Source organism: Flagellimonas hymeniacidonis (assembly GCF_008040165.1).
Lineage (GTDB): Bacteria > Bacteroidota > Bacteroidia > Flavobacteriales > Flavobacteriaceae > Flagellimonas > Flagellimonas hymeniacidonis.
Genome location: NZ_VRUR01000001.1, coordinates 1,178,934 through 1,204,690, shown reverse-complemented (window position 1 = coordinate 1,204,690; position 25,757 = coordinate 1,178,934). Strand labels below are relative to the sequence as shown.

At 37.3% G+C, this 25,757-nt stretch carries 26 protein-coding genes and 1 tRNA gene; 8 read left to right on the top strand and 19 right to left on the bottom strand.

Features of this window, described 5'->3' with window-relative positions; all coding sequences use genetic code 11:
- Window positions 1-113: 113 nt before the first annotated feature.
- The 3 genes from FVB32_RS05375 to FVB32_RS05365 are packed head-to-tail and all read left to right on the top strand — an operon-like array spanning window position 114 to window position 1,553.
- Window positions 114-695 (top strand): hypothetical protein, encoded by a 582-nt coding sequence (locus FVB32_RS05375; protein WP_147741923.1) that lies wholly within the window; start codon window positions 114-116, stop codon window positions 693-695.
- Between the two features lie 20 nt (window positions 696-715).
- Entirely contained in the window at window positions 716-982 is a 267-nt protein-coding gene (locus FVB32_RS05370; protein WP_147741921.1) for a hypothetical protein, read from the top strand.
- A 16-nt stretch (window positions 983-998) separates the two neighbouring features.
- Window positions 999-1,553: a hypothetical protein gene (locus tag FVB32_RS05365; RefSeq protein ID WP_147741919.1), complete on the top strand. Its 555-nt coding sequence runs from the start codon at window positions 999-1,001 to the stop codon at window positions 1,551-1,553.
- A 214-nt stretch (window positions 1,554-1,767) separates the two neighbouring features.
- On the opposite strand, the gene FVB32_RS05360 is transcribed toward FVB32_RS05365, so the two are convergent.
- The 16 genes from FVB32_RS05360 to FVB32_RS05285 form a co-directional block, all read right to left on the bottom strand.
- Complete coding sequence (locus FVB32_RS05360; RefSeq protein WP_147741917.1) at window positions 1,768-2,082, bottom strand: helix-turn-helix domain-containing protein; 315 nt, start codon at window positions 2,080-2,082, stop codon at window positions 1,768-1,770.
- Between the two features lie 35 nt (window positions 2,083-2,117).
- A complete protein-coding gene (locus FVB32_RS05355; RefSeq protein WP_147741915.1) occupies window positions 2,118-2,372 on the bottom strand; it encodes a hypothetical protein in 255 nt (84 codons plus the stop codon).
- Window positions 2,373-3,097: 725 nt separating this feature from the next.
- Complete coding sequence (locus tag FVB32_RS05350; protein WP_147741913.1) at window positions 3,098-3,520, bottom strand: hypothetical protein; 423 nt, start codon at window positions 3,518-3,520, stop codon at window positions 3,098-3,100.
- 439 nt (window positions 3,521-3,959) lie between these two features.
- Window positions 3,960-4,430: a hypothetical protein gene (locus FVB32_RS05345; RefSeq protein WP_147741901.1), complete on the bottom strand. Its 471-nt coding sequence runs from the start codon at window positions 4,428-4,430 to the stop codon at window positions 3,960-3,962.
- 102 nt (window positions 4,431-4,532) lie between these two features.
- On the bottom strand, window positions 4,533-7,805 hold the full coding sequence (locus tag FVB32_RS05340) for a TraQ conjugal transfer family protein (RefSeq protein WP_147741899.1): 3,273 nt from the start codon (window positions 7,803-7,805) through the stop codon (window positions 4,533-4,535).
- Between the two features lie 10 nt (window positions 7,806-7,815).
- On the bottom strand, window positions 7,816-8,370 hold the full coding sequence (locus tag FVB32_RS05335) for a conjugal transfer protein TraO (RefSeq protein WP_147741897.1): 555 nt from the start codon (window positions 8,368-8,370) through the stop codon (window positions 7,816-7,818).
- Window positions 8,371-8,404: 34 nt separating this feature from the next.
- Window positions 8,405-9,286, bottom strand: a complete 882-nt coding sequence (locus FVB32_RS05330) for a DUF4138 domain-containing protein (protein ID WP_147741895.1) — start codon at window positions 9,284-9,286, stop codon at window positions 8,405-8,407.
- Window positions 9,283-10,242 carry a conjugative transposon protein TraM gene (traM, locus tag FVB32_RS05325; protein ID WP_147741893.1) on the bottom strand — a complete coding sequence of 320 codons (960 nt, stop codon included), beginning with the start codon at window positions 10,240-10,242 and terminating at the stop codon, window positions 9,283-9,285. Before traM ends, FVB32_RS05330 begins: the two co-directional genes overlap by 4 nt.
- Window positions 10,235-10,846: a hypothetical protein gene (locus FVB32_RS05320; RefSeq protein WP_147741891.1), complete on the bottom strand. Its 612-nt coding sequence runs from the start codon at window positions 10,844-10,846 to the stop codon at window positions 10,235-10,237. The genes traM and FVB32_RS05320 overlap by 8 nt, the downstream gene beginning before the upstream one ends.
- Before the next feature lie 11 nt (window positions 10,847-10,857).
- On the bottom strand, window positions 10,858-11,664 hold the full coding sequence (locus tag FVB32_RS05315) for a type IV secretion system protein (RefSeq protein ID WP_147741889.1): 807 nt from the start codon (window positions 11,662-11,664) through the stop codon (window positions 10,858-10,860).
- Between the two features lie 4 nt (window positions 11,665-11,668).
- Entirely contained in the window at window positions 11,669-12,226 is a 558-nt protein-coding gene (locus FVB32_RS05310) for a hypothetical protein (RefSeq protein WP_147741887.1), read from the bottom strand.
- Window positions 12,227-12,247: 21 nt separating this feature from the next.
- Window positions 12,248-14,683: a TraG family conjugative transposon ATPase gene (locus FVB32_RS05305; protein WP_147741885.1), complete on the bottom strand. Its 2,436-nt coding sequence runs from the start codon at window positions 14,681-14,683 to the stop codon at window positions 12,248-12,250.
- Window positions 14,684-14,982: 299 nt separating this feature from the next.
- Window positions 14,983-15,303, bottom strand: a complete 321-nt coding sequence (locus FVB32_RS05300) for a hypothetical protein (protein WP_147741883.1) — start codon at window positions 15,301-15,303, stop codon at window positions 14,983-14,985.
- 89 nt (window positions 15,304-15,392) lie between these two features.
- A complete protein-coding gene (locus tag FVB32_RS05295) occupies window positions 15,393-17,009 on the bottom strand; it encodes a type IV secretory system conjugative DNA transfer family protein (RefSeq protein WP_147741881.1) in 1,617 nt (538 codons plus the stop codon).
- Complete coding sequence (gene mobB / locus FVB32_RS05290; protein WP_147741879.1) at window positions 17,006-18,154, bottom strand: MobB family relaxase; 1,149 nt, start codon at window positions 18,152-18,154, stop codon at window positions 17,006-17,008. The genes FVB32_RS05295 and mobB overlap by 4 nt, the downstream gene beginning before the upstream one ends.
- Window positions 18,144-18,791 (bottom strand): BfmA/BtgA family mobilization protein, encoded by a 648-nt coding sequence (locus FVB32_RS05285; protein ID WP_147741877.1) that lies wholly within the window; start codon window positions 18,789-18,791, stop codon window positions 18,144-18,146. The genes mobB and FVB32_RS05285 overlap by 11 nt, the downstream gene beginning before the upstream one ends.
- Before the next feature lie 143 nt (window positions 18,792-18,934).
- Between FVB32_RS05285 and FVB32_RS05280 the strand changes: the two genes are divergently transcribed.
- The 3 genes from FVB32_RS05280 to FVB32_RS05270 all read left to right on the top strand — a co-directional run bounded on the left by FVB32_RS05280 (window position 18,935) and on the right by FVB32_RS05270 (window position 21,560).
- On the top strand, window positions 18,935-19,762 hold the full coding sequence (locus FVB32_RS05280; RefSeq protein WP_147741875.1) for an N-acetylmuramoyl-L-alanine amidase family protein: 828 nt from the start codon (window positions 18,935-18,937) through the stop codon (window positions 19,760-19,762).
- Window positions 19,763-19,772: 10 nt separating this feature from the next.
- Window positions 19,773-19,955 carry a helix-turn-helix domain-containing protein gene (locus FVB32_RS05275; RefSeq protein WP_262712959.1) on the top strand — a complete coding sequence of 61 codons (183 nt, stop codon included), beginning with the start codon at window positions 19,773-19,775 and terminating at the stop codon, window positions 19,953-19,955.
- Between the two features lie 510 nt (window positions 19,956-20,465).
- The gene (locus FVB32_RS05270; protein ID WP_147741872.1) at window positions 20,466-21,560 is read left to right on the top strand and encodes an AbiH family protein; all 1,095 of its coding nucleotides are present in this window, start codon (window positions 20,466-20,468) and stop codon (window positions 21,558-21,560) included.
- Between the two features lie 917 nt (window positions 21,561-22,477).
- On the opposite strand, the gene FVB32_RS05265 is transcribed toward FVB32_RS05270, so the two are convergent.
- Window positions 22,478-22,551, bottom strand: a tRNA-Ile gene (locus FVB32_RS05265).
- A 60-nt stretch (window positions 22,552-22,611) separates the two neighbouring features.
- The gene (gene mce / locus FVB32_RS05260) at window positions 22,612-23,019 is read right to left on the bottom strand and encodes a methylmalonyl-CoA epimerase (RefSeq protein ID WP_147741870.1); all 408 of its coding nucleotides are present in this window, start codon (window positions 23,017-23,019) and stop codon (window positions 22,612-22,614) included.
- A gap of 115 nt (window positions 23,020-23,134) precedes the next feature.
- Here mce and rbfA point away from each other — a divergent pair, with 115 nt between their 5' ends.
- Window positions 23,135-23,527 (top strand): 30S ribosome-binding factor RbfA, encoded by a 393-nt coding sequence (gene rbfA / locus FVB32_RS05255; protein ID WP_147741868.1) that lies wholly within the window; start codon window positions 23,135-23,137, stop codon window positions 23,525-23,527.
- A gap of 2 nt (window positions 23,528-23,529) precedes the next feature.
- Window positions 23,530-24,741 (top strand): ABC transporter permease, encoded by a 1,212-nt coding sequence (locus tag FVB32_RS05250; RefSeq protein ID WP_147741866.1) that lies wholly within the window; start codon window positions 23,530-23,532, stop codon window positions 24,739-24,741.
- Here the strand turns inward: FVB32_RS05250 and dusB are convergent.
- The gene (dusB, locus tag FVB32_RS05245) at window positions 24,738-25,730 is read right to left on the bottom strand and encodes a tRNA dihydrouridine synthase DusB (protein ID WP_147741864.1); all 993 of its coding nucleotides are present in this window, start codon (window positions 25,728-25,730) and stop codon (window positions 24,738-24,740) included. The two genes, FVB32_RS05250 and dusB, sit on opposite strands and share 4 nt — an antisense overlap.
- Window positions 25,731-25,757: the final 27 nt, after the last annotated feature.

The following is a 25,757-nucleotide window of genomic DNA, read 5'->3' as shown; positions in this document are numbered from 1 at the left end:
AAAATATTTCGAGAGAGGACCATTAGGAATGCCTTTAGGAGAAAGGTAAGTTATACAATAATTATGTCAGACCAGAGTATAACTATTATTCAACCAATACTAAAACTAGACATATGAAAACAATCACAAAAATTTTAATCTGTGCTGGGGCTATAGCCTTTGTATCATGCGGAGAAGTTACCAAAAGTGTAAAGATTGATGTACCAGGGACTTTGGCGGAATCAGGAAACTCGGAAGACCTTATTTCTTTTGGAAGCATTTCAGAAAAAAAGTTTTACGTTTCTCAAGAGAAGCAGGAATATGCCATATCAAGGTTGAACGGGGAATTATTAGATAGTACCTCTGTAGTATTTGTTTTTGACAAACAAAAAATGAAATTTAAAATAGAGCCTATGGGGAAGTTAGATTTCAATCGAGAACTAGAAGCAGGAGATTATGGAACATGGGAGAATATGGTTTGCAGTCAATTTACAACTGAAGGACAGTGTATTAACATGGATGATGAAGCTTCGGGTAAGTTTCTTTTTTCAATGAAGGTTCCAAAAGGAGGTTTTAGTTATTGTAAGTCACAAAAAAATGAGACCTGTGATTGGGTCTGGGTTTTGTTCAACGAAGCGACTTGGTTAAAAGAAGATTGCAAGGGCAATCCAGCGGGAAATCAGTTAGTAAGGGTGTGCTATGATAATAATTCTTAATTGACATATTATCTTGGCCAATGGACGCACACGATTTTGAACAAATGACAATACTGGACCAATGGGAGTATTTCTGGGACTCTGGTGAATTTGTGGATTCAATTAGAGGCGAGACCATGAACTATTTTCTATATAGGGATATTGAACATAAAGATTTCTTTATGGAACTTTGGATTGAACATAATCCAGAAGGGAGGCGTGGAATCAATGGCCTCCATACATCAGATACTGTTAAATATTTTGTGCCCCATGAACAAGCAAAGCTTCCTTGGGCAATATTCAACTAAGTCAAAGAATACGTTTATGAAGTTTAATTGGGTATTGATTTCCGCTCTTGGTAAAAATAAGATAGTGAACAGTTCCTATATTTATCTATTCATCGTTCCTGTTTTGGCCAAACTGTTATCAAAGGTAAATTCCCCTTTGATATTTTTGTTCAATGGAAAAGAACATGAGCTAATTATTGAGCTTCCCTTCAATTGGACAATCTTTTATTTTAGTGCACTATTTTTTACCATTGGGTCTATTATATACAATTGGCGCGCGCCATCCATCATCAAGGAAAATAAATCTTTTGGCTCATTTCTAATTGCCAAAAAAAATATGGACCATTTGTTTCAATATGCTGAGGAAATTGGTATGGATCCTAATAGGATTGAAGGGATTTTTATTTGGCGGGTCGTGGATGCTCAAAATGAAAACCAGTTAAGTCTTGGGTTTTGGGAAGTTTTCAAAGAAGCAAATAAATCAAGGAAAGTGTCTTTAGGTTTCGCTACCATATGCTACTTTTTCGGGCTATTATTAATAACTTGGCTTATCTTACAAGGCTTCCTTGAAGTACAGGGGTTAACTTCATAAACAACTTAAAAGGGATTCTTAGGCTCTGCTAACAAACAAGAAGGTATAGCAAGGGCGTGGAAGTTGAAGAATCGACATGCACTTACGGGGGCTGAGAGTGTCGGTTTCAATACAGGGAAAGCCGTTCCACTTTGGGAATGGTACCCAAATGGTTTTTATCTTAGATAAATAGGTTTATTAAATAGCAGCAATAAGCGGCAACCTTTGGATGCATTTAATTTCTTAAATCCTTTAATTTTTGTATTTCTTCATCAAGTAGGGATTTTTGAACCTCTATTACTTCTATAAGTAAATCATAGAATTCCATATGAAGTGCCTTTGCATAAACCCCTATAAGTTTCAAATCTGCTTTGCGTTTTCCGTTTTCAAAATCGCTTATAAATGATTGTGCATATCCCTGTGAATAGATTGCCTTTTGAGTAACAAACACGTTTTTTCGTTTTTGTTTCAAAAAAGGTCCTACCACATGAACCATATGTAATCCCATACCATTGGCGAATAATTTTTCAGTATCTGCTGTAGGTAACATATTATTATTATTTGTGAATCTCTTTTCAAAAGGAACTAGCTGATATATCCAGAAATTGCTTCAACAAGCGTTCCGAATTTTTCAACAATAAAGGTCCATCCAAGGCCATTCATTGCCTTGTCAAATCGAGTTTCATTCTTTTTGTTTTCTTTGAAATCACTCTCCCCTACACCATTATCACGACTTGCAATAACGTGCATGAGGAAATTGTTAAGCCTTACTTGTTCTTCTAATCTTTCTTCTAATCTTTTAAAATCATAATCTCCATTTGTGTTTTGTTCTTTTTCCATGATAAGGTGTAATTAAGGTTCCAGTTACTGCTTCTGCGCTGGTTCCAACCTTGTTGAATCTACCAGCAATGTTAAAAAGTTTTTTCATGTTGAACGAAATTATGGGTTTTAGTGTAAATATATATATACAAATATATAATTTATTTATCTAAAAAACAAGATTTTTTTATAACTCCATATTAGATTATTAAATCCATTAAGATATTTGCATCATTGATCAACAGGCAGACTGAAACCTATTGTCCCTTTATTAAGGGAAGCGATACGAGTTAAGATTTTAGACAAGTGAACACTTTCCTTGACGTAATTTAGCGAAGGATGAGCAACTTTATTAAAGCTTTAAAAATAGCAAGACAAGGGCATAAATTCCGAAGGAACTTTTTGCGCTTGTGCGCGGTTTTGAGGGTGTTGGTGGCAAAGGCAAGCGAGGATCCAGGGAAAGGACAGGGTACTGGCCATCCCAGGAATCCGGAGCAATAGCCAAGCCCGCCAACTACCGCAGAAACAAAGGGAATTTGGTAAATTATTGTTATCTTTAAATTTCAGCCTCTTAACCTAAATATGTAAGATGAAACAACCAGAAATCACAATTGAACAAAATATTTATTATGAGCGTTTATTGGTAGAAACGAACATAAAAGAATGTATTCATGAATACAACTATGTGGGTTACTGCATGGTGTGTAGGAATAGAATTGAATAAAAAAGGGGTTTCCCCCTTTTCCTTACTTAATCTTTTTGGAATATTCGAGGATATCCGCTTCAAAAACCGTGAGAATCTGATTGATTTCTGTGAGCAGAGCCTGTGAGAATCTGAGGACGGTTGCCTTTTGATTGATAACAAAGATGTTGTCTGGTCGGTTATGTTCGTTTTCTCCCTTGAGAACAATTTCAAAGGGAAATGCTTCTTCAGAAGGCCCTTCGAACTTATCTTTTTTCTTGTTGATGATTTTGTTCATTTTATTAATGGCCTCTTCGAGGGTGTCCCTTTTAATCTTGAGCTTGTTGTAATAATTACGGAGCTGCTCCAGTTCGTTAAGTGTGGTCATCAAATCGGTAAACACATCTTTAGGTTGTTCTTTTTTTTGCAAGTCCTTTTTTACTGCCGTTGTAGCTGCAGTGCGTGTGGAATTTCTTTTACTTGTCATAATTAAAAATTTAAAGTTAATAGCGGAAACCACAATCAACAGAAAGCCCCGATGATCATCGGGGCGTTGGGGAGGGTCAAGGTGGAATTAAGAAGCTTGCTTCAGGTCAGGATAATTGGGGGAGCCTCTGGAGGTTCCGATTATCCTGGAATCTACCTTGATGGTGCAAATGCGGCTTGATTATCTTGCGGTATTGACTGTAAATGAAAATAATAGTTGTATTTAAAAAAACCTGCTTCCTGCAGAGAATTACTTGTATCAGGGATGGCGGGAAAATCCATTTTAAGAAGTTTCTAGTAAGGTTGGGAAAGGAGGCGGCCAATGTAAGCCCCCACATCCTTACCGTCACTTAAAACTGCCGAAAATGATTGCAACAACAGCCCGTTTAGATACTCTAAACTATAATTTTGGCATTGTTTCCCTAAAATGAGTCGTTAATTCAATTCAATTTGTAAAGTGGGTATCTAGAATTGTAAGGTGCTCCCCATGATGTTGTTGTAAATGTGCATGAAAAATACCCTGTTTTAAACAGCTCATCACTTTCATCCTTATCGGCCTTAAAAAAATAGAATTCTGCTTTCTTACCTGATGTTTTTGTCTCTAAAAACAAGCCATATTTTACATTTTTTTCTTGTTCAGGACTGAACAACTCTTTTATCTTTTCCTTTGAAACGGGTTTTAATTCCAATTTGTCACTCCATTCACGCAAGTTTCCATCCTTTTTGATGGATTGTAAAAAGTATATACCATTTTCCTTGCTTACACTCAATTCTGTAAAACGCTGTTCTTGACTAGATAGTAATTCAGAGGGTATCGAGCTAAAATCACCTAATAAGCCATCCTTTTTGGAACTGCTACAACTGGCAAATAGAATGGTCAATGCAAGCCATAGGCATGTTTTTAATTTCATAATATAAGATTAATGTTAGTAAAACTTGGGGCTATGCTTTGGGTTAGTGTAAATATACAAAAGGGGCAGAAAGCCCCTTTTGAAGAATTCAATAAAATTGAATCATTGATAAGATAATCCATAGGAGTTTGGTGAAAGTATTGGGAACCAATCACTCCAATGGCCGTCAGCATTTTTTACTTGTAAATCAAATGCTACACTAGTCCTCAGAGTGATTTGATTCTCATCTATAGCATCGTTATGACCAATTCTAACAGTCCCAGCAGGAACAATTGAAACATCTGGTAAAAAGTTGAGTACTGCTACCTCTTGTCCTACAACATTGTTTCTTCTGGTTCTCCAATGGGTAACATTAGAAGGGCTGGTGACATCCCATTGAAGGACAAGTCTTAGGGTGCATTCTTCAATAAAAGGGCCATCTTGAGCACATCCGGTTTTGGCATAATTATTACTTGTAAGATGATTAATCACCGGAGCTGGTTCAGTAACTGAAAAAGCTTTATCCACAGTAACACTATTTCCGAAATTGTCCATCACAACAAACCTTAGTTGATGTTGTCCAGCAGTAGTTGGTGTATAACTAAAACCATTGTTACCTTGATTAAGTGGGGTATTGTTTCCGAAATTAAATGACCCAGAGCCATTTAAAATGCTCCTAGAAACAGAATAACTAAGATTATTACTGCCTGATAAGTTCAAAGCAAGCGCTAGTGGACTGTTGTTCTCAACACTATTGGCGTTAATGACATTAAATGTAATGGGTGTATGGGAAACATTGATATTTGCATTACGCACAACCGGGTTATTTGGTTTAGCGCTACTTCGTAAGCTAATTTCCACAGAATATTGCTCGGCATCAACAAAATCGAAGAGAAAGTCTGTAACACCTATATTTATTGAAGAAGCCTGTTGTACTACATTGTTGTTAAGCAGTAACCTAGAACCATCGTTAGGATTAATTGAATAAGCTATTGTATAATCGAATTGGTTCTGGCCCGTCAAATCAACTTCAATATTGGCTTCACCATCTTCTGTCTGAATAGCATTTGGATTATTTAGGCTAAAATCAAAATCGGTAGAAGTAACGTCAATTAGTAATTGGGTTTGTTTTTGAACCCCATAGTTACTTATAACAGTAAATGTAATATCAATATTTTGGCCATCTTTAGCGCTAACCCTCCAATCAAAATTACCATTTGGCACATCGTGAAACGTATTTTCATTGAGTAACGCATTCCCTTGGTGTCTCATGTTGACATCGCCTGAATTAACTACATATTTCATTTGATACGTTTGTTGTCCAGCTCCAGGGGTCAAAGAATGGTCAATATCCAAAATAATACCTTGTACAACACTGTTTGCAGCGCTGGTGGAGAAGGTGTAATCCGGCTGTATAACATCCAATTCAACTATATCAATCCCCTCAGCATTGAAATCATTCGACGCGGTAAAAACAATTTCATGGTTACCAGAATTATTACCACTGTATTCAAATGAAAATTGTGTATCATCTACTAGGAAGTTTTGACCGGGATTACGCACTATATTTTTATACCTTACAAACCCTACTTCTGACGAACTGTAACTAAGGGAAAAAGGAGGGTTCGCCTCTGGTAATTGTGTGATGGAAGCATTATAGCTCACAGCTTCGCCTATAAATGCTTGGGGTGCAGAGGGAACGACATCCAAAGATAGCTGTGCTTCCTGTACATCAAGATTTACAACATCCACCCCTTCAACGTCAATATTGTTTTGAATGGTAAAAGTAACCATATGGTCCCCAGTGGATAAGGGATTATATTCCATTGAAAAAGGTGCGGAATTTATAACAATATTTACTCCTGGAGTATAATCTACATTATTATAAGTTACTGTTCCAGTTCCTGTGGATTCAAATATAAGGTTATATGGAGGTGCAGCGTTTGGTTGTTCAGATAAGGATGCATTGATAGTTACGGGTATATCTACGAAGGCATCATTAGCTACGGGTATAGTATTAAATGAGAGTTGTGGGTCTTTAACCATAATATTTTCCATATCAACTGCCTGTATCCCTATACTATTTTCCACAGTAAATGTTAGTTCGTGGTTAGCAACGGTTAATGGTGTATAATCGAAGGAAAAGTTAGCATCAACCACGCTAACAATTTGTCCAGGATTATATTCTATCTCATTGTACCTAAGCTTACCTGAAGCTGAAGAAACGAACTTTAGTTCATAGGGTGGCTCTGCACTAGGGTCTTCATCAATGGATGCATTGAATGACACGGACTCACCAATAAATATCTCTGCTGCTAATGGTACAGCATCAAATACAATTCCGGCATCAATGACAGTAATGATTACTTCACGGGTAAGTTCAGCTCCAGAATCATTTTTAACCGTGAATGAAAGCTTTAAAGGTCCAGGTGTACTACCAACTGCTTTCCAAATGAACCCTCCTAGTTCTATGTCATACAAAACCCCAGGGCTTAAAATTTCATTATTATATTCTAATGAAACCTCCCCTAAATCCACGGCATACCGCATCTGATAACTCCCCCCTGCACCTTGATCTTCGGAAAGCCCAAAAGTGATATTAAATTCTTGTCCTAAAAAGGAGCTGTTTTTCTCAGCTGTAGCGGTAAAATTGATGTCAATTTCATCCACTTCAAAAGTCAGTGTGTCGTTCTTTATCTGTTGGTTGCTATCTCTGGTAGTGACTAAAATTTTTGACTCCCCAAACTCCTCGAAGCTGATATCATAATTGAAGGTTCCTTCAGTTATTGGTTCGAATTTTTCCAAAGGAAATTCTTCATTAGAATTCGCCTTAAACAAATTTCCTGTCCCCTGGATAATAAAAAATGCTCTCTCAAAGGTGACCGATTTGTCTTTTCCGGTATTGAAAATCCCCAATGTAACTGGTTTGGGTTCCTTTACTACTGTTTGATTAAATGGTGTTGAAAACTCTAATACATAAGGATTATGCTGAATCTCATAAACCACATCCACAGTTTCTGTTATTAGCCCATTATCCTGTACAGTTACCCTAACCTTTTCCTTACCAATTTTGGCTGAGCGATAGGGAAACTGAGGGTTTCGGTTGTCTAGTTTTACAAAAGTTTCTTCTGGTAATGGTTCCCCTTGTTCGTCCAAGTAAGCCCCCTCACCGCTTAATACCTCATACTTGAATTGATAAACAGTGGATTCAACAATCCTTTCCGGAACGATATTAAAAGTGGTCTTCTCAGGATGATTAACAGTTGTTGTATCAGAATGAACTTCGTTTAATGTAAACGGAAAATTCGAAATAACGTCTGCATCCTTGTTACAGGACAAAAGGATAATAAAGAGCGTAAGAAGTAAAACGGATATTTTATTTGATAAGTTTTTCATGATTTTGTTTTTAATTTAAGTAATAGCGAACCCCAAAACCTGCCAGAAAATGGACCCCGCCAAGATCACTGCCAAAATGGTAGAATAAATCAAGGGGGAGAATTAGGGAAAATTGGTCTGAAATTGAATAGTCCGGAATAAGTCCAACAAATGGACCATAGACAAACTGGCTTTCTGAAACCAGTAATGAGCCATCTGGAAGGTCGGTGTTGCCCTTGTTCACTACTTCATAACCTATGGATGCCCCACCTCCTAAGAAAAGAGTAAAACTGTTCATTCGATTGGAAAAAACAGGTTTGAAATAGCCAGCATTCAACAAATAGTTGGTGTAGGGAATCTCGGTCTGTGGATTTATGGCCTCCCTAGAAAAAGTGGCTATAACAGCAGCCTGCAAATAATCGGTCCGATTATGGAAATAGTTAAAGGTTGCCTTGCCCCCAAAGCCTTCTTGAGCATAGCCAGGTGAAAGTTCAAATGCCATCGTACTCCTTTGAGCAATGGCACAAGATGTGGTCATAAAAATGACGGTGGCCAAGGCCACGAGTAATACGTTCTTTTTTTTCATTTGACGAGTGATTAAAGATTATTTGATAAATGGATTACATAGTGGGGTTATTTATATATTGATGCCCAATGGACAGTTTAAGGTTTCGTTCTCCTCTCAGCTCATTAAGTTCAATATTAATTAGCTTGTTTTTATCAATGGAGAGCTTATCAAAAACATAGACAGCTCTTTGTATTTGAGAAGAACCAACCCTTAAAAATGGCTGATAGGTTTCTTCCTCAATAGGCTTTATTTCTATGGCCTGATAATTGGATTTTCTGCTTGCTTTTTTGGCAATCTTATTGAACTGGATAAAGTTTATATCATAATCGAGGGTTGATTGGTTTTCAATGGTCAGGCAGATATAGGTCTTATCATCACGATAGGCAATATGGGATAGGCGAAGTACAACATCACTTTGACGCTTGAAAATATTCTTATAGTATGGCTTACGTTCAAAAAGTTCCTTCGCAAAGTCAAACCCTGTTTCATTGGAGGTTTCTTTTGTCTCAAAATAATCTGACTCAACCACTTTAGAAATGCTATTGCCGATCCTTGGAACACTATCCATGATTTCAATTGGGCTTTGTTGTTTGCGCTCTATATTTCCTACCGCCTCAGAACCATCAAAAAAATGCTCAAATTGGGTAATGCTTTTATTGTATTTCACAATGAAGGAATACACAGAATGGTCTTCGGTTATAATGTGGAGGGTACTTTCCCCCTGGGGCGAAACTGCTTTTAGTACTCCAAATTTTTCTGCAGTTTCCTGATTGTAACCAAAACGGAATTGTCCATTCCCAGGCAGTGCTTTTGTGATAGGCGATGGAAAGAACAAAAACACATTTTTATCCGTGGTGGCTTCCAATACATAAGGTTCTTCCTGGGCAAACAGGCCAGCAGTGGCCAAGAATAAGATTAGGGCAAGCTGTCTCATCTTTCATTGGGTTTTAGGATTAATTTTGTGTTGTTTAAAAGCGTAACCGTGGGTATCTGTTGTTTCTTCTGAAACACCTTCTTGATGGTGGACCCAACCGGAACACCTCCTACATCCACATCATCAACAGCCTCTTTAGAGCCTTCATCAGTTATTTCTCCGACCATTTTAGCGCCTTTGACATAAAGTCCTAGCGCACTATCCTCAGTATCATAGGCCGAAATACTGATTGGGACATGGTTAATTGACCTAATATTTAGCAGTACCCTATTGTCCTGAAATGTTGGAAAAGCATAGACATAACTGTTTTGGGAAAATTCCATGTCGGCAATCGTCGCTTTTTTAGTCAATCTGAGCTTGACCCGTTCCCCTTGTCTAACGGTATGGTCCCCATGAATGACGGCATAGATAAATGGGTCCGTTTTGGAGTCAAGGACTTTCTCTTTAGAACTACTTTTTGGAGCATTGGTAAAAAAGCTCTCAAACTCGTTATTGATTTCTTCTTTCCTGTTGCTCTTCTCAGGTGATTGTGTGCGTCTAGGCGTACTTCTTCCGGTTGAAGGTTTTGTGCCTTGATTTTTGGGACGACTTGCGCTATTATCGGAATAGCTCATTTTATTCGCATTGAGCATACTATCCACTTCTTTTTCGAGCTGTTCCCTTTCTAGGTCATCATCAGCAGGTTCATCAGAGGCATATTCATCCAGGTTAAATTCAAGGGAAACACGGTCATCTTCGTTTTGGTTACTATTATAGGCATCGAGTTTGGAGTTATAGTCTTTTACCTGATCCCTGTTTTCAGGAGTTTCAAAATCATCTAAATCCGTTGGCTCCTCACTCTCCTCCCCTGGGATAAGAAGGACAACAAAAAGGGAAATAACTGTAAGTGCGACCAACCCAATTATGATAAGCTGCTTGGGCTCCATTACCTTTAATTTTTCTATTAAATCATTCATCTTTTATTTCTTTTAATGTTAATTCCTTAAAATCCAAAATGAGATAACCATAGGGATTCAGTGGATAATTTTGAGAAACTTGGTCCAGTTTTCCCCTAGCTGTTAAAACATATCTTTTTGGTTGATCCTGTTTGGAGTGGTTGATTTCTATTGTGGCCTGGACCTTAAAATTGTCCTGATTATCGAAAACAGGCTGGATATCAAAAATAGTCTGGCTCGATGTGGACTGTATCATCGAATTATAGTGTCCTTGTTGTCGATAATACTCGTACAACTTTTTACCATCTTCAGAATCAATGAGCCAAAGCGCCTTTTCAATCCTGTCCTTATAATTCCACTGGTCATAGGCATAGAAGTTTTCCAAAAAGAGCTTCACATGTGATTTTTTAAAAATGGTCTGGACTTCTTTAGCTTCGATAAGTTCCAATGGAAGGAGCTTGTCATTGCTTGAAATGCTATAAATAAAACGGTCTGCGTTTACGCTTGCTTGTCTCGCGGTCCAGATAGCAAAGACGGAAATTAGTCCGCAGCAAATCACTACGGCCCAAACGATAAGATTGTTTCTTTTCAATTGTTTATAGATATCTGTTTTAACTACTTCCATGCTGTTATCGTTTAAGTCAAAAGTTTATATACCAAATCATAGGATTTTTTGAATAGCCGGAGTTTGAGCCAAATCATTATAGCAAGAATGAGAACCCTGATTTTGCTTCCAATCAAAACATCGACGGAACCATTTGTTTTAAGACTACTATCAAAGAATTCAAACACAAATGAGGAAAAGCCCATTATTAGGAAAAAGGGTATAATCAAAAGATACACGGACACGTATAATTTGACCCATTTATAAAAAAGGTCCCTGAACTTTTCAAAGACAGCCATTACAATAGCGATTACTCCAAGAACTTTTAATAAGCCAATAAAAAAGAATCGCTCGAGAAGAAAGACAGCATAAATCGCAGCGTCTATCATCCAAGCAATACCCTCGAGAATTAAAACAATTACATGCCCAGGGTCCTTTAGAATACTGACAAACTCAGCAGCAGCTTCCGTAACAATTGATGGGCCAAAACTAAATCCTCCATCTTCGGGGTCCACAATTGGAAAATCAAAATGAAAAGGTGAAAAGTGACTGTAAGAGGTATCGAACCCCATTAGTAATGTATCCAAAAAGTCCAGTAATTTATCATAGAAAATCACCGCCATTACGACTACCAAAGAACTTAAAAGTTTATTCTGGTCAAAAGGTAATTTTGCTTGCCCCCAAGATGTTCCAACTTTGCTGAACATATTGGTATATACATTAAGAACAAAAAAAACAACAGCTAATACTTTAAGGGGATTTAGTATTTGACTTATATTAAGTTCTGAGGTAAAGAAGTTTTCATATAGGTCGTAAATTGATTCATAAGTAATATCCATGACTTTACTTTTTTTCTATGAAATACTTCTGCAAAGCTCTTTTTTCAGCAACCCTCATATAATGATTTCTTGTACTTCTGGATTCAGCCAAGGTTTCTTGCAACTCTTGCTTAGAATCCCTGAGAAGTACCATTCGTTCAGCATCATTCATCTTAAAAATCCCACCACTCAGTAAGTCATTTGCAACTTTTAGAATAATGTTTCCCTTCGCAATTAATGAACTATACCTTTGAGAAATAACATTCATTTCCTTTGGCGAAAACATATCGGATTTTTGAATTTGTTTTAAACTACTTCCAGAATTTTCAATGATTTTTTTAGTTGTCACGGACATGTCAGAGATATATTCCAAAGTTTGAATTGCGCCATTAACATCATCATACATTTGCTTGGCTTCCTTCAACAACTTGACTGATTTTGCAGTTTGTTCCACGGTCTTTGCTCCCTGTGCAATTTGTTGCATAAGATTGGCATTTGCCTGTGGGTCATTTACTACTAGTTGGGCAATCCCTGTAAACAAGGGAATAATTAATGTGAGGCTGACGAGGGCTCTTTTTTTCATGATTATTTGATTTTGTTGTTTCTATTTTTGTTCTGCCATAAATGTCTTTATTGCTAGTTCCATATCTTTCTTTTCCTCAAAGAGCTTCATAATGGCGTTGTATTCCTTTCCATCAGTCTGATAAGCGTAAAAGCTTTCCCTGGAGAGTTCAAGACGCATTACCCAAATAAACTTGCCGATGATCAAGGCAAACTCAGTGTAGGGGTTTTTTGCCTTTAGGTTCGGGGTAATGGATTTTAAGATATTGTGTTGGTGTTCGGACAGGTTAAAGCGCTTTACTATGGGCTCATATCCTTTTTCGTTATGGAGAATATAGACTACTTGGGAGTTCTCAATCATGGCGTTGGTGTCGGGTCCTTCAGGAAGTTGGTCAGGGGTTTGAAGTGCAGTTCCGACTGAGGCAGAATGTTTCCGGTTGGTCTGGTAATAGTGGGTTACTCGATTACGGATGCTTTTCTCTTTGATAAACTTTGCCAGCTCATCATAGAACACAACCCCGTCAATACTTCGGTCCTCAAGGATAATTTTATTCACGGCCTCATTTCCCAATTGTAAAAGCAGGGAAAGTAGGATAACATTGTCGTTGGCCTTTTCAAATTCAAATATTACAATATCCTTGTCCTCCATGCGATGGCTGAAATCTTCGGTTTCTCCAAAGAGGAAGCTATACTCACCAGTAACATAGGTCTCCGTCATGAGCAAAAAAGACTCCAAGTCAAAAAAACGATCATTGATACCAAGCTGCTGCAGTAGGGACTTGCTATTAATTTTTATGAAGTTGTAAAAATTGGGAAAGGAAAACCCCCTCACCACGTTCAGGTAATAAGCATCCAAAAGTTTAATGAGAATGGTCCTGTCCCCGTTGTCGATATCTTTGTCTGGAAACCAAAGACTATAGATAAATTCAGCCAGGGAGTTTTTCTTGTCAATATCCAAATCACTGACATCATTTAAATAAAATGGATTCAACCCCAAAGGCTTGCCATGTTCATAAGAAAAGAAAATCGACTTTTCTTTGGGAATTAAATAGGACAATTTCTTAAATGAGCCTCCAATATCAAAAATGACCAGTTTCTTACCCTGTTCATTTAATTGTCTAAAGATGTGATTCGCAAGCACGGATTTGCCCTCTCCAGTAGGAGCGAAAATGAAGAAGTTCCAGGCTTTGATTCTCTTTTTTGATTCGTCGCGAACATCCCTTTTTATTGGGATGTTAAAAATCCGGTCCGAAAAAACAATCCCTTCATCATCCGACTTATAAGAGGTAATATTAAGAAAAAGCGTTAAGGCAACTTCAAGCTCCGTTCGGAAAAGATTTTGATTGCTCAAGGTAGAGACATACGGGAACAACGACTTAAGGTAAATTTCCTGAACACTGTTCTTGTTCGGGTAATGTGGTTTATAATCGAGAGTACGGTAGACGGTTGAAATGATATTGGTGTACTCATCAAACTCGGCATCCGATTTGGCATAGTAGATAATATTGGAATGGCCACGGACAATTTTTTTGCTATCATCCCTGGACAATTGTTCCAAGTATTCTGTCAGATCCTCGGCAGCCATTTTATTATCGGTTCCAAACCCTTTGGCCCCAACCAGATGTTCTTTCCGGTTCTCAAGATTTTTCTTGTGTTCAGAATGGTCATCGATATAAATAACCTGGTTATAGATATGGTCAAATGACATCTTAAAGCCAAAATCGTCAGAGGCCCCCTTATATATTTTGAATTTTTTACTGCTATAATCATTGTCCAGTTTGTAGGTGTCCACATAATCCGGGAACTGCTTAATGTCGTTAATGGCAAACACTCCCACTCTTTTGTCACCCACACCAATTGCATTATAGCTTTGGCCTTTGGTCCTGACTTTGGTGATCATGTCCGTATCAACATATTTTTCTGAATCGAATCCGTTATAATAATTCTGAATCAAAGAATCTATTTCGTCCTCATAAATGGGGTGTGCCTTGATATATTTGGAGCTGTTCAAAAACTCGATAGTCTTGCTTACTTCAGAAACAAAGACATTCCCGTCTTGAAACTCCTCCAATAATTTTTTACTGCCTGGGATTGTTTTAAATGGGTTTTGGATTCCGGATGCGTTTAAGCTGTTCTTTTTACCAAATCCAATGAACAAAAGGGATAAGTGTGAAGAATAGGGTCGTTCCTTAAAATGCGCCTTGGTTGCCCTTTGTAAAAAGGTGGAATCTGGCAGTTCGTCCCCACTATAGTTTTGACTAATGAAAATATCCTGTTTGTGTACAAAACTTTTGGCAGGGAGATATTTAATGGTGCGGTACCAAAAATCTTGAAGGTTTTGGTAGTCCTCTTTAGAAAGGGTGAATATTTCTGGAAGCTCTAGTGCATAGCACATAATAATGTCCCCATTATTGGAGAGAACAATATTGTCTTTTATGGATAAAATGGGATAGTGTTCACTTAGATTGATTTGGTCCACTGCTCAATTTTTTATATAGGTCGTTTACTAAGATTTTGGGGAAATTTGTCACAGACAACTTTTCGAGTAGGTTCTTATCGTCTGCAGTCTTTAATAGCACATACGAACATGCTGCAAGGATTACGGCAAAAACAAACGTGTAAAAGCTTATCCCTCTAGTCAAAGGCAAGAGGGAAAAGAGGAAAAAGACCGCAAAAATACCTAGATACTGTAACCGCAGTCCTAGTACCATAGCCTGTTTTTCGAGGCCCTTTTCAACTTTTAAACGATATTCTTGGTTTCTGGGTTTTTGGTCCAAGCTAGAAAGAAATCGATAGGATATAGCTTACCACACCGCCTATAATGGAGATACCTCCAAAAAATAGAAAAACACTGGTAAGGAACCCTTTGTAATCTCGATTATCTCCTAGTAATTTTCCAATGTTAAGGAGAATTCCAATAATAAAAATAATGGCCAGAATAATAGGTGCTGCATCTTTTACTTCTGTCCAGAGGTCATCGACCAATGCTTTAATTCCAAGATTCATTGCAACGTTCATTGCAAAAATTTGACTTGATGATAATAGGAATACTCCTAAAGTAAGACGAGGGTAGAGCGATTTCGCATTTAAGTACTTCATAATAAATGATTTAAAAATTAATAATTACTAGATTATTTGATAAAACGAATGTAAAAAAAATTAATATATATTCATATATGGAATATTTGTTAGAGATCTTTGGCTTTTTTTAGTATCAGATTGAACACGCTTTGGATTTCCCTTTGCGTTGTAATGTTTACGGTATTGTAAGGCATGGGTTGCAGCTCTGGCATTTTAATCTTGGCATCGAAATTCTGCCCTTTTTCATCAAAGACAAAGAACTGTCCAGCGGACCGTTGGAACATTTCAAAAGACTTATGTTTTTTCTCGTCCTTTTCTGCTTCAGAAATTCGCCTATCAGCTCCACCCCAACCCGCTTTTTTACTTGTACTTTTGGTCTTTACCTTAACGGTTTCAAAGTAGCTTTCAAAGAATCTAGCCGTATCAGGGTCATTGGTCTTGCCGAAGAATAGGGTGGACAGGTTGGCCAAGACCTCCTTCATTTTGTCAACTCCCATTTGTATTTGGGCCTGTACCTTGTCCTGTAACATATAAATGGTGGCAATATCAAAGCTCCGCATAGTCGCCGGAACCTTTCCAATCCTATTAATCCGCAATGTGGGTGCTTCGTCCAATAAGATATAGGAAGGTTCTTGATGGCGTTCACTCATAGATGTAATCACCGCTTGGGTAACGATGGAGAGAATAGGAGAATAGATTTCATCGTACTTGGGAATGTTCACCAGGCACAACACCGCTAGATTTTCCTTATTGTTGATACTTAGGTTTACACTGCTTTTCTGCATGGTATAAAAGATATTGGGAACGGCAAATACCCTAAAGGCATTGCTCAGTGTGGCCTTAACTCCTGCCATTTGCTTTTCAGATTCCTTCCCATCTAAAAATGCCCTGGCATGTATACTGGCCGTTGTGCTCTGTTCAATAAAATCCACCAATCCCTCTGCCTCCTTTGTCAAGAAAATGGCCGCTAGATATGGAAAGGAACAATGTTGTGGATATTTCTCTTTTAGGACATAGATTACTCCAATAAGCGCACCTTCAGCAGCCTGGACAAAAAAGTTGTCCCCTTTACCATCCTTAGCGATTACGTTTTGGACAATGCATTTACACATTAAAGAAATGTCTTCATCCGTCTTTAAGACTTCAGGGTCAATCGGGTTCAGGAATACGCTTTTATCAGGGTCATGCGGGGCAAAAGCATGTATCGGAAGTTCACTATCCCGATAAAACCACTGTACCGCCTCAACGAGTTCAAAGTTTTTATAATCATATACCAAAGAGGGTACATTGCGTTTACCCATCCAGTGTAAAATCCACCCCGCCACGGAAGCAGTCTTTCCACTACCGGCCGCACCTTGGACACTGACCCCTCTTTTTATATTGACCCGTAGTCTTTTCCCGTTGTTGTATGGAATCTCCACATCAAAGACATTCATTACCTTTTCTGGACCTTTTAATACTGCATATGCCACAGAGAGGAATAGTCCAAGCAAAGCGCTCGGAAGAATATAGAGGACAACGAAATAGGTAATAGGCAAATAACTGGCTAGTTGGCCTATCCCAAAAAACAAACCACAATAGGCCATTATTGCGATGATGATTTTAACCACAGAATTACCAGGTCTGAATACAAAGCTCATCAATACTGCAAACCCTACATTGATACCCATGATAATCATCTGGGTAATTTCCGAAGCTTCAAAAAATGTGTCTAATATCTTCATATACCCATTCCTCTACTTAATGTTTTTGAGGCAATAGTAATAGCCTGTTTAGCCACCTGTACTCCTGCTGTGATTGGGTTTGAATACGCTGCCATACCCATCTTTTGTATAACCGCCTCCAATACTTTTTGCTCCAGTTTATGCGCCACTTTTTTAGGAAACTTTCTAGGGTCGGTCACTACATGGCCAAGCTGTTTTTGCAAGGTCTTGTCTTGAATCATTTCTGACATAGCCCTTTTGACGGCCATTTTCGCAAAGGCTTTTGGATTGCTAAGGTGGAGCAAATTGCCAACAACCCTAATTTGTTTTGTTTCTTTATAATAGCTGTAACTTTTTTTATAGTCCCGTTTATACTCGAATTTTTGGTCAAAAAGTTTTTCTCCCATTTGCACATAGTTATCCCGGTCGAATCCTATTGGAGCGTCAATTCCATTTATCTTATTAATCGCTTGTTTTGGATTGGCCATAGGAGAAAGTAGCATTTCCCGAGATTTGTCCATACGACTTATTATCACATGAGCATGAAGGTTATGGCCATCCTTTAAGTTCCCTTCCTTTATAATGGTCCCCTCACTGTTTCGAACATACTTGGACTCTAGGTCCTTGATATTGGACAAAAATTGTTGCCGTTGCTTTGGATCCTTGACAACTTTTAAGTTTTTGTGGTTCTTATAGATTTTTTTTTCCAAATCTTTGTTAAAGGCAATATCTTCTTTAAACCGCTTCTCGCCAAACTTATAGGTCCGTTCATGCTCAATTTTAGCATAGTACAAAATATCATCCCCAGTTAACGGTCTTCCATCTTTAAAGGTTCTATTAAAGTTTTCCGCATACTTGTCCATCAAATCATTGATGTAGGATTTGAACTTCACTTCATCATGTCTGATGTGATTTAACTCTTCTTGTGATGGATTCACAGTAATCATATAAAACTTTGTATCAGTCTTTTTTAATTTGACCTGATTATTATCTATCTCCCTTTCAACAACAGCGGCCGAAAAGTGAGACCCGTCCTTATTGAAAAAATAATCCTTGTCCAATTCTTCCAATTCCCGGTTTTCTTTATCAAGATACTCGACAAGATTTCTGACCGAACCTGTATTCTTCCCAACGGCATATTTTGGATTATGTACCTTAATTACCACCTACCAAAAGTTTGATTCTGTCTATTTCTTTCTGGGGTAGGTTACAGGTAAATTTTGGTCCTGAAATACTCTTGTTCGGTTTAATGTTTTCTATCAAGAATTTAAGCTCCTTTTCAAAGGTTTTCTTCTCCTTTTCTGCCCGTTCTATTCTAACCAAAAAATCCTCTTTATCATCTTTGGAAAAGGTGCTATTTTGAGTTTCTAAAACAGAGGTTTCCTCTTCTGTATTTTTTGGAATATCATCTCTTTCAGAAAGGGGCAATTTTAAGCTGGGTTTTGCTGTTTCCGGTACAACTATTTTCCTAGGTTGCAAATTCATTTGAAAGGGGTCGAGCACTTCCAACATTTCAAAAGTTCGGGTATGTAGCTCAATCATTTTTTTAAATGATTTATCCATAGGCACAAAAAAATCTGACTCCCTTTTTTTAAGAAATGAGACAATTCTTTTGTCTAAATTTTTTATCAAATCTGGAACGCTAGGGGTGATGTCTGAGTAAATATCCAAGCCTGATTTATAGATAAAAAGTATCATCCGATTGGCGTACTCTGTTTCATTTTTTCCATTCCTTTTGGCCAAGAGCTTTATCTTTTCCTTCCCTGTCTGCCTAACCCTAATGTTGTGATACTTGCCAGCCATTGTGGTATTTAGTGTGGCATAAACTTAGATTTAAGAACCTATTATTCAACTTATTAATTGATATATGCCACGTTTGAATTGATATATGAGGTGCATAATATTTCCAATACCACTACCTTAATTACTCTAATAAATCAGTATTTATGAGAGTACACAACGAGAGAAAAATAGAAAAATACCACACTCCGAATCACGCTCTGCGTGATTCCATCTCGCTTTCCTTATTTTTCTCTCGCTACGCTTTGAAAAAGCGGAAACTAACTAAGTTAGAATCCTTCCTTTCATCACTCAATTTATCCAGGTATCTCAATAAGATTTCTATTCATTTTTTTTGGTCCATTTTTCTAGGTGTCTCCTTTTCTGGAATGGCTCAAAATGGTAATTATGTAAATGAAAAAATAGTAGTTGTTATCGATGCTGGTCATGGAGGTTATGATTCCGGGACAATGGATGGAAATGGACATTTGGAAAAGAACATAAATCTCTACGTTGCGAAATATGTCAAGTTCTATTTAAAAAAATTTAGCCCAGAAATAAAGGTTGTGCTTACCCGTGATCAAGATGTTTTTCTTTCCCTGGATAGAAGGTCAGTTTATCCCAAGGTAGTCGGAGCGGATTTGTTCATTTCACTACACTGTAACCACAACCCGAACAGTCGAGCTGAAGGAGTAGAAATCTATGTGCAAAATACGACCAAGGAATCGGTTCAAACCAACCTAAAAAAAGCAATAGTTTTTGGCAACATCTTAGACCGCAACATGGTGGAAAAACTAGGGTATAAATCGAGGGGTATTCTTCGTAACAATTACCAGGTATTGAGAGAGTCAATTTCTTTCACTCCAGGCATTCTTATTGAAATGGGTTTCTTTTCCAATAAGGACGAATCCCAGTACTTGAATTCCAGAAAAGGAATTAACGGTTTATCTTTGGCCATAACAAAAAGTATTATGGATTATTTTGAAAAAAAATAAGTCTTTAAAAGTGTATCGTGAAATATTGGGATTGTCACAAAAACAAATGTCTGAACACTTAAACCTTACCCAATCAACAATTTCAAAAATTGAGAATGGGACAACATTAGGCAATGGTTTTGTGAAGTATTTAAAATTCCTGGTCAAGCACAATCTGGACATCAACGATTATTTCAGGGACCACGAAAAGTAAAAGAATATTTTTGGCTATTTTAGACGCCTAGGGTCTTTTTGACGAGGGACTACTAGATTATTTGATAAGTGGGAGGGCTAACGCCCTCCCCGAATCAAAGCTCATTCTTAAACCTTACGTTTCCCTTATATTTTCAAATTGATGATAAACCATTGCCGGAGACGGACAGGTCATCCTATGCGTATATCCCAAAAAGTAGAACGGGTTCCAAAATTGGAACCCGTTCATGTTGACGAGGGTTAGTAGATTATTTGATTCTACTTGATTAAATCTACATTCCTATTAAGCCTACTAAATTTACAACCTCAATAAACCAAAAGACTAATAAAATATATCGATTCTCTCATTAACAATGCACAATTTATGAAAATAAATAAGTCGTAATAAGAATATTTCGTGAATGCTTCAGTTGAACTGATGTACCCCCTATTTCAATTGATATTTTTGTAAGTGGATTTATGTAATTTACTTAGTCAATATCTTACAATTACTTATTTTTAAGAAAAAACAATGACCAGTAAAAACCTCATAATTATCATTGGTAACGGTTTTGACCTTGCTCATGGTTTAAAGACTTCATTTTCAGATTTTGCAGATTACTTAATTGAAAATTTAATTGTTCCTGAATTAGACAAGGTAGTTGTCCGAAGGCAAAGCATTAATAGCCTTTTCCAACCAGAATTCACGAAAGAACTTTCCAGAAAATCTATGACATCATATGAAACAAACCATTTGGAAATAATATGGTCAACACTGATGGACTACAGACCCAATGAGCTAATACAATATTTAAAAAAAGAACCTCAAGTAATTGCCGAATTCATTAACAACAAGTTCCTTGGTAAACTATATGCCAACAGATATATAAACTGGTTTGATATAGAAAATGCATATTTCCAAGAGCTTGTCATAACAAAAAATAGGATTCTAGGAGGTGGTTCAACTAAAAAAAATATAGAGGGATTGGAAGTTCTTAACCGGGAGTTCACTGAAGTAAAGGATTTATTGTCAAAATACCTTAAAACAATAGAAATAACAAAGTCTCAAGAAATTCAGGACTTTTTTGACTCCTATTTACGTAGAGCAGCCAATGCATATATTATAAATTTCAATTTTACGAATACAATTGAGGATTATTTTAAACGCGATGATTATCCTTTAAATATTGAGACGAATTACATACATGGGTCTCTTATGGAAAACAATATCGTTTTTGGATATGGTAATGACAAAGACTCAGACTATGAGGATATTAAAAATTTAGAAATTGATGAGTTCCTAATGTATTTTAAAACCTTCGAGTATCAAAGGAACTCAAATTACAATCAAATCCATGATCATGCCATAAAGCTTTTTACAAAGTTTGAAATTTTGGTTTTAGGTCATTCCCTTGGCACTACTGACAAAACATTATTAGCTGAGTTATTTAACTCAACAGGATGTAACAAAGTACATATCTTCAAAAGGAGAGATTTAGAAAATAATCCTAATAACGCCTTTAAAGGATTCATTAAACTTACATATTCTGCTAGCAGAATATTCGCCAATGAAGAAACATTGCGAAAAAAATTATCTAACTATGAACAAAGTGCGTTTTTTCCATAAATAAATTGCCCTTCAAGTAATTATAAAAAGGTTTTTTTTAAGCGTTAAGAATTAAGTGCATGAAGTGCTCAAATATTAATTGCCAAGAATTGGCTATATTAGTTGTGCATGTGAGCAAGGACAGAGAGGCAACGTGAGGACGACCTTGAGAAGCGGCGAAAGTCATGTATTGGGAGCATAAGTCTTCTATCAAAGCAGTACGAAAAGTGCTGCTTTTTTCTTTATTAGGGCTCCTGGACGCAACATCTTCCTTTTAATAGGGAATCCGGACTTGTATTCGCGTTTCTCTCCCAAATCAGCTCTATTGCAATTTTTTTTGGCAATGCACTTAATTCATAAAGCTAATAAAACCTAAAATGTAGTGACGAAATTTTAATAAGGATCTTATAGATCCGAATTGAAATTGAGACCTTATTAAAGCCTCGCGGCGTTTGAGCAGGAGGGTGGGTGGGTTGTTTAATTGAATTAAAATGTAAGAATTATAATTAAGAAGTTTTTTTTGAATTGTTATATAGTTATAGGAGTCCATTTTCTCAGTGTTTACGGTACTTTCCAGTTACTAAAGTGGGTTTTGCTTCCCGTAAAGTGGGTTTTGCTTCCCGTAAAGTGGGTTTTGTTTCCCAAGCATGTTTGGGTTAATGTATTCATAAAGCCTTTAATAGCAAGGGAATACATTAAATATATTCATATAATGAATATTTCCTAAAGTGGGTTTTGTTTCCCCAAAGTGGGTTTTGTTTCCCTAAAGTGGGGTATTTTTCCGCCCAATGGACATAAGGGATACGGGGTGCTCAGCGCTCTAAAGTGGGTTTTGTTTCCCAAAATACGGGTATAAAAGGGATTAAAACTTTAACCCCTAATAAAACCCCTTTAAACAAAAAACCTCCTATATTTGGATAGTTAAGGAGGTTTTTCTGTGGTCCCACCTGGGCTCGAACCAGGGACCCCCTGATTATGAGTCAGGTGCTCTAACCAGCTGAGCTATAGGACCTTTAATTTTGCGGATGCAATATTACTATTTATTTTCCTTCATCGCAAGGTTTTAACCATACTACATCTCTTTTATTTCTTGACAAAGCTCTACCAAAACTCCATTTGTGCCTTTTGGGTGCAAAAATGCCACCAATTTGTTATCAGCTCCTTTTTTAGGAACCTCATTCAACACTGTGAATCCTTCATTCTGAAGTCGAGCTATTTCTGATTCAATGTCTTCCACAGCAAAAGCAATATGATGAATCCCCTCACCTTTTTTTTCTAAAAATTTTGCGATAGGGCTATCTGCATTAGTTGCCTCAAGAAGTTCTACCTTGTTAGGACCAGATTTAAAAAAGGATGTTCTTACTCCTTCAGAAAGTACTTCTTCCATTTTATAGTAAGGTCTACCTAGGAGTTTTTCGAATAAGATGTTAGACTCCTCTAGATTTTTGACCGCTATTCCAATGTGTTCAATTTTATCCATTCCTACATAAATTTTAATGCATATGCATAATAGTGCAAGTACAATTCTCCAAAATTACATACTGTAAGTGAATCATATCATGAGGTTAGTCATTAATTGCATTATTTTTGCAAGTATGGAAACTCAAAGACAGAAGAAAATTGCGGGAATCATCCAAAAGGATATAGCGGATATATTACAGCGTGCTGCAACTGATGGTGGATTGAAAGGAACTCTAATTTCTGTTTCCAAGGTGTACGTTACTACCGATTTATCTATTGCAAAGATATATGTCAGCATTTTTCCAAATGCCAATGCTGCCGAACTTTTGGAGGGCATGAAATCTAACCAAAGCCTTATTAAGCATGAATTGGCTCAGCGAACAAAAAATCAATTAAGACGGTTTCCCGAGCTCAATTTCTATATAGATGACTCTTTGGAATACATAGATAATATAGAAAAATCACTAAAAGGTGAAGAAAACCCAATTGAAAACAGGGAACTCCTTGACAAACGAAAGAAATCCTGATTTTGAATTTTCCCTTTTACATCGCAAAGCGTTATCTGCGTTCTAAAAGCAGTCAAAATGCTGTGAACATTATCAATTTTATTACTTTTTTAGTTATTGTTATTGGCTCTGCTGCCCTATTCATTGTGCTCTCGGCTTTTGCTGGTCTTAAAACTTTTAGTCTTTCGTTTACCAATACTTTTGATCCCGATTTAAAGGCTTCTCCAATTACTGGAAAGCATTTTTCCATTTCACCAGAAGAGGAAAAGGAACTGCGAAACATTGCTGGGCTTGCCAATTATTCCAAAGAACTTGAAGAAAGGGCATATTTAACCTTTAGGGAAAAAAGCTGTATTGCATATATTAAGGGAATTGATGGAAATTATAGGTCCGTAACTGGAGTGGATAGCACTCTATATTTTGGGAATTGGGGGGTTACGGAATATAATGGGGTTATGGGAATTGGTATCTATAACCTACTTGGCGTTCCTATTGATAATTATCGCACCCCGATGACTGTTCTAGTACCTAAACCGGGCAAAGGTTCATTTACGCAACAAGGATTAAGCACCGCAAAACCATACAATGAACTCCCTATTGTGGTAAGTGGTGTATACGCAGTAGAGGAAAATTTGGATAAAAAATATCTTTTCGCCCAACTCCCCTTGGTGCAAGCGCTTCTTGAAAAGGATAGTACAACTGTTTCTGGGATTAATTTTAAGTTGAGCACGGAAGCTTCACTTGAAGATGCTAGAGAAACCATTAAAAATGTTTTAGGGGATAAGGTTTTGGTGCTTACACGACAAGAGCAAAACAGCACGCTTTATCGCATGCTCAATACAGAAAATTTAGCAACCTATCTCATATTTACCCTTGTATTGATTATTGCGCTTTTTAATGTAGTTGGGGCCATTATCATGATGATTTTAGATAAGCAGCAAAATTCCAAAACACTATTCAGTCTGGGCGCCACCATTAAAGAGCTAAGAATAATTTATTTTACGCAAGGCCTTTTAGTCACCTCTCTAGGCGGTTTTATTGGAGTGTTGATAGGTTCTCTGTTAGTAATTTCCCAGCTTCAATTTAGTTGGATAAAAATTACTCCTTCCCTAGCTTACCCAGTTGAGTATAACCTAATGAATGTTGTAGTCGTATTGACAACCATTGTGATTTTAGGTTTTATCTCTTCTAAAATTGCAAGCAGTAGAATTTCAAGGAAGCTTATAGAAGCTTAAGCAAATTGGAAGTTTCCAAACTTTTCCAAAACCTCATCAAAAGCGGCAAAAACGTCCGCTGACTCATCACTGGTCACCATTTTCATTCGGTATTCCTTAAAATGAGGTATCCCTTTAAAATAATTGGTGTAATGCCGTCTTGTTTCAAAAACTCCCAGTTTTTCACCTTTCCAATCAATGGCCATTTGCAAATGTCTTCGTGCCGCATCAACACGTTCTTCCATGTTTGGTGGGTCTAAATGGGTCCCTGTTTCAAAGTAGTGTTTTACCGCCGCAAAAAACCAAGGGTTACCAATACTTGCTCGGCCAATCATGGCGCCATCCAGGCCATACTCATCTCTCATTTTAACTGCTGCTTCTGGAGAATCAATATCACCATTGCCAAAAACAGGAATATGCATTCTAGCATTGTTCTTTACCGCTGCAATTGGACTCCAATCCGCACTCCCCTTATACATTTGAACTCGTGTACGCCCATGAATAGCGATGGCCTTAATTCCTACATCTTGTAACCGTTCGGCAACCTCAACAATTTTAATAGTATTTGCATCCCACCCTAGTCTTGTTTTAACAGTAACCGGTAATGTCGTCCTTTTCACAATTTCCTCGGTCAATTTTACCATTAAAGGAATGTCGCGCAAAATGCCTGCTCCCGCATTTTTAGAGACAACCTTCTTAACTGGACAGCCAAAATTGATGTCAATAATGTCTGGGTTAGATTTCTCAACAATATCAACCGCTTGTAACATGGAATCAAGCTCAGCACCAAAAATTTGAATCCCTACAGGGCGCTCTTTTTCATAAATGTCGAGTTTAATCTTGCTTTTAGCGGCATCTCTAATTAGTCCTTCTGAAGAAATAAATTCCGTATACACCACATCCGCCCCTTGTTCTTTGCATAATGCACGAAAAGGAGGATCGCTTACATCTTCCATGGGTGCAAGAAGAAGCGGAAAATTAGGGAGTTCTATGTTTCCAATTTTTGGCAAGCCTTATTTTTTTGGAATGCAAAAGTA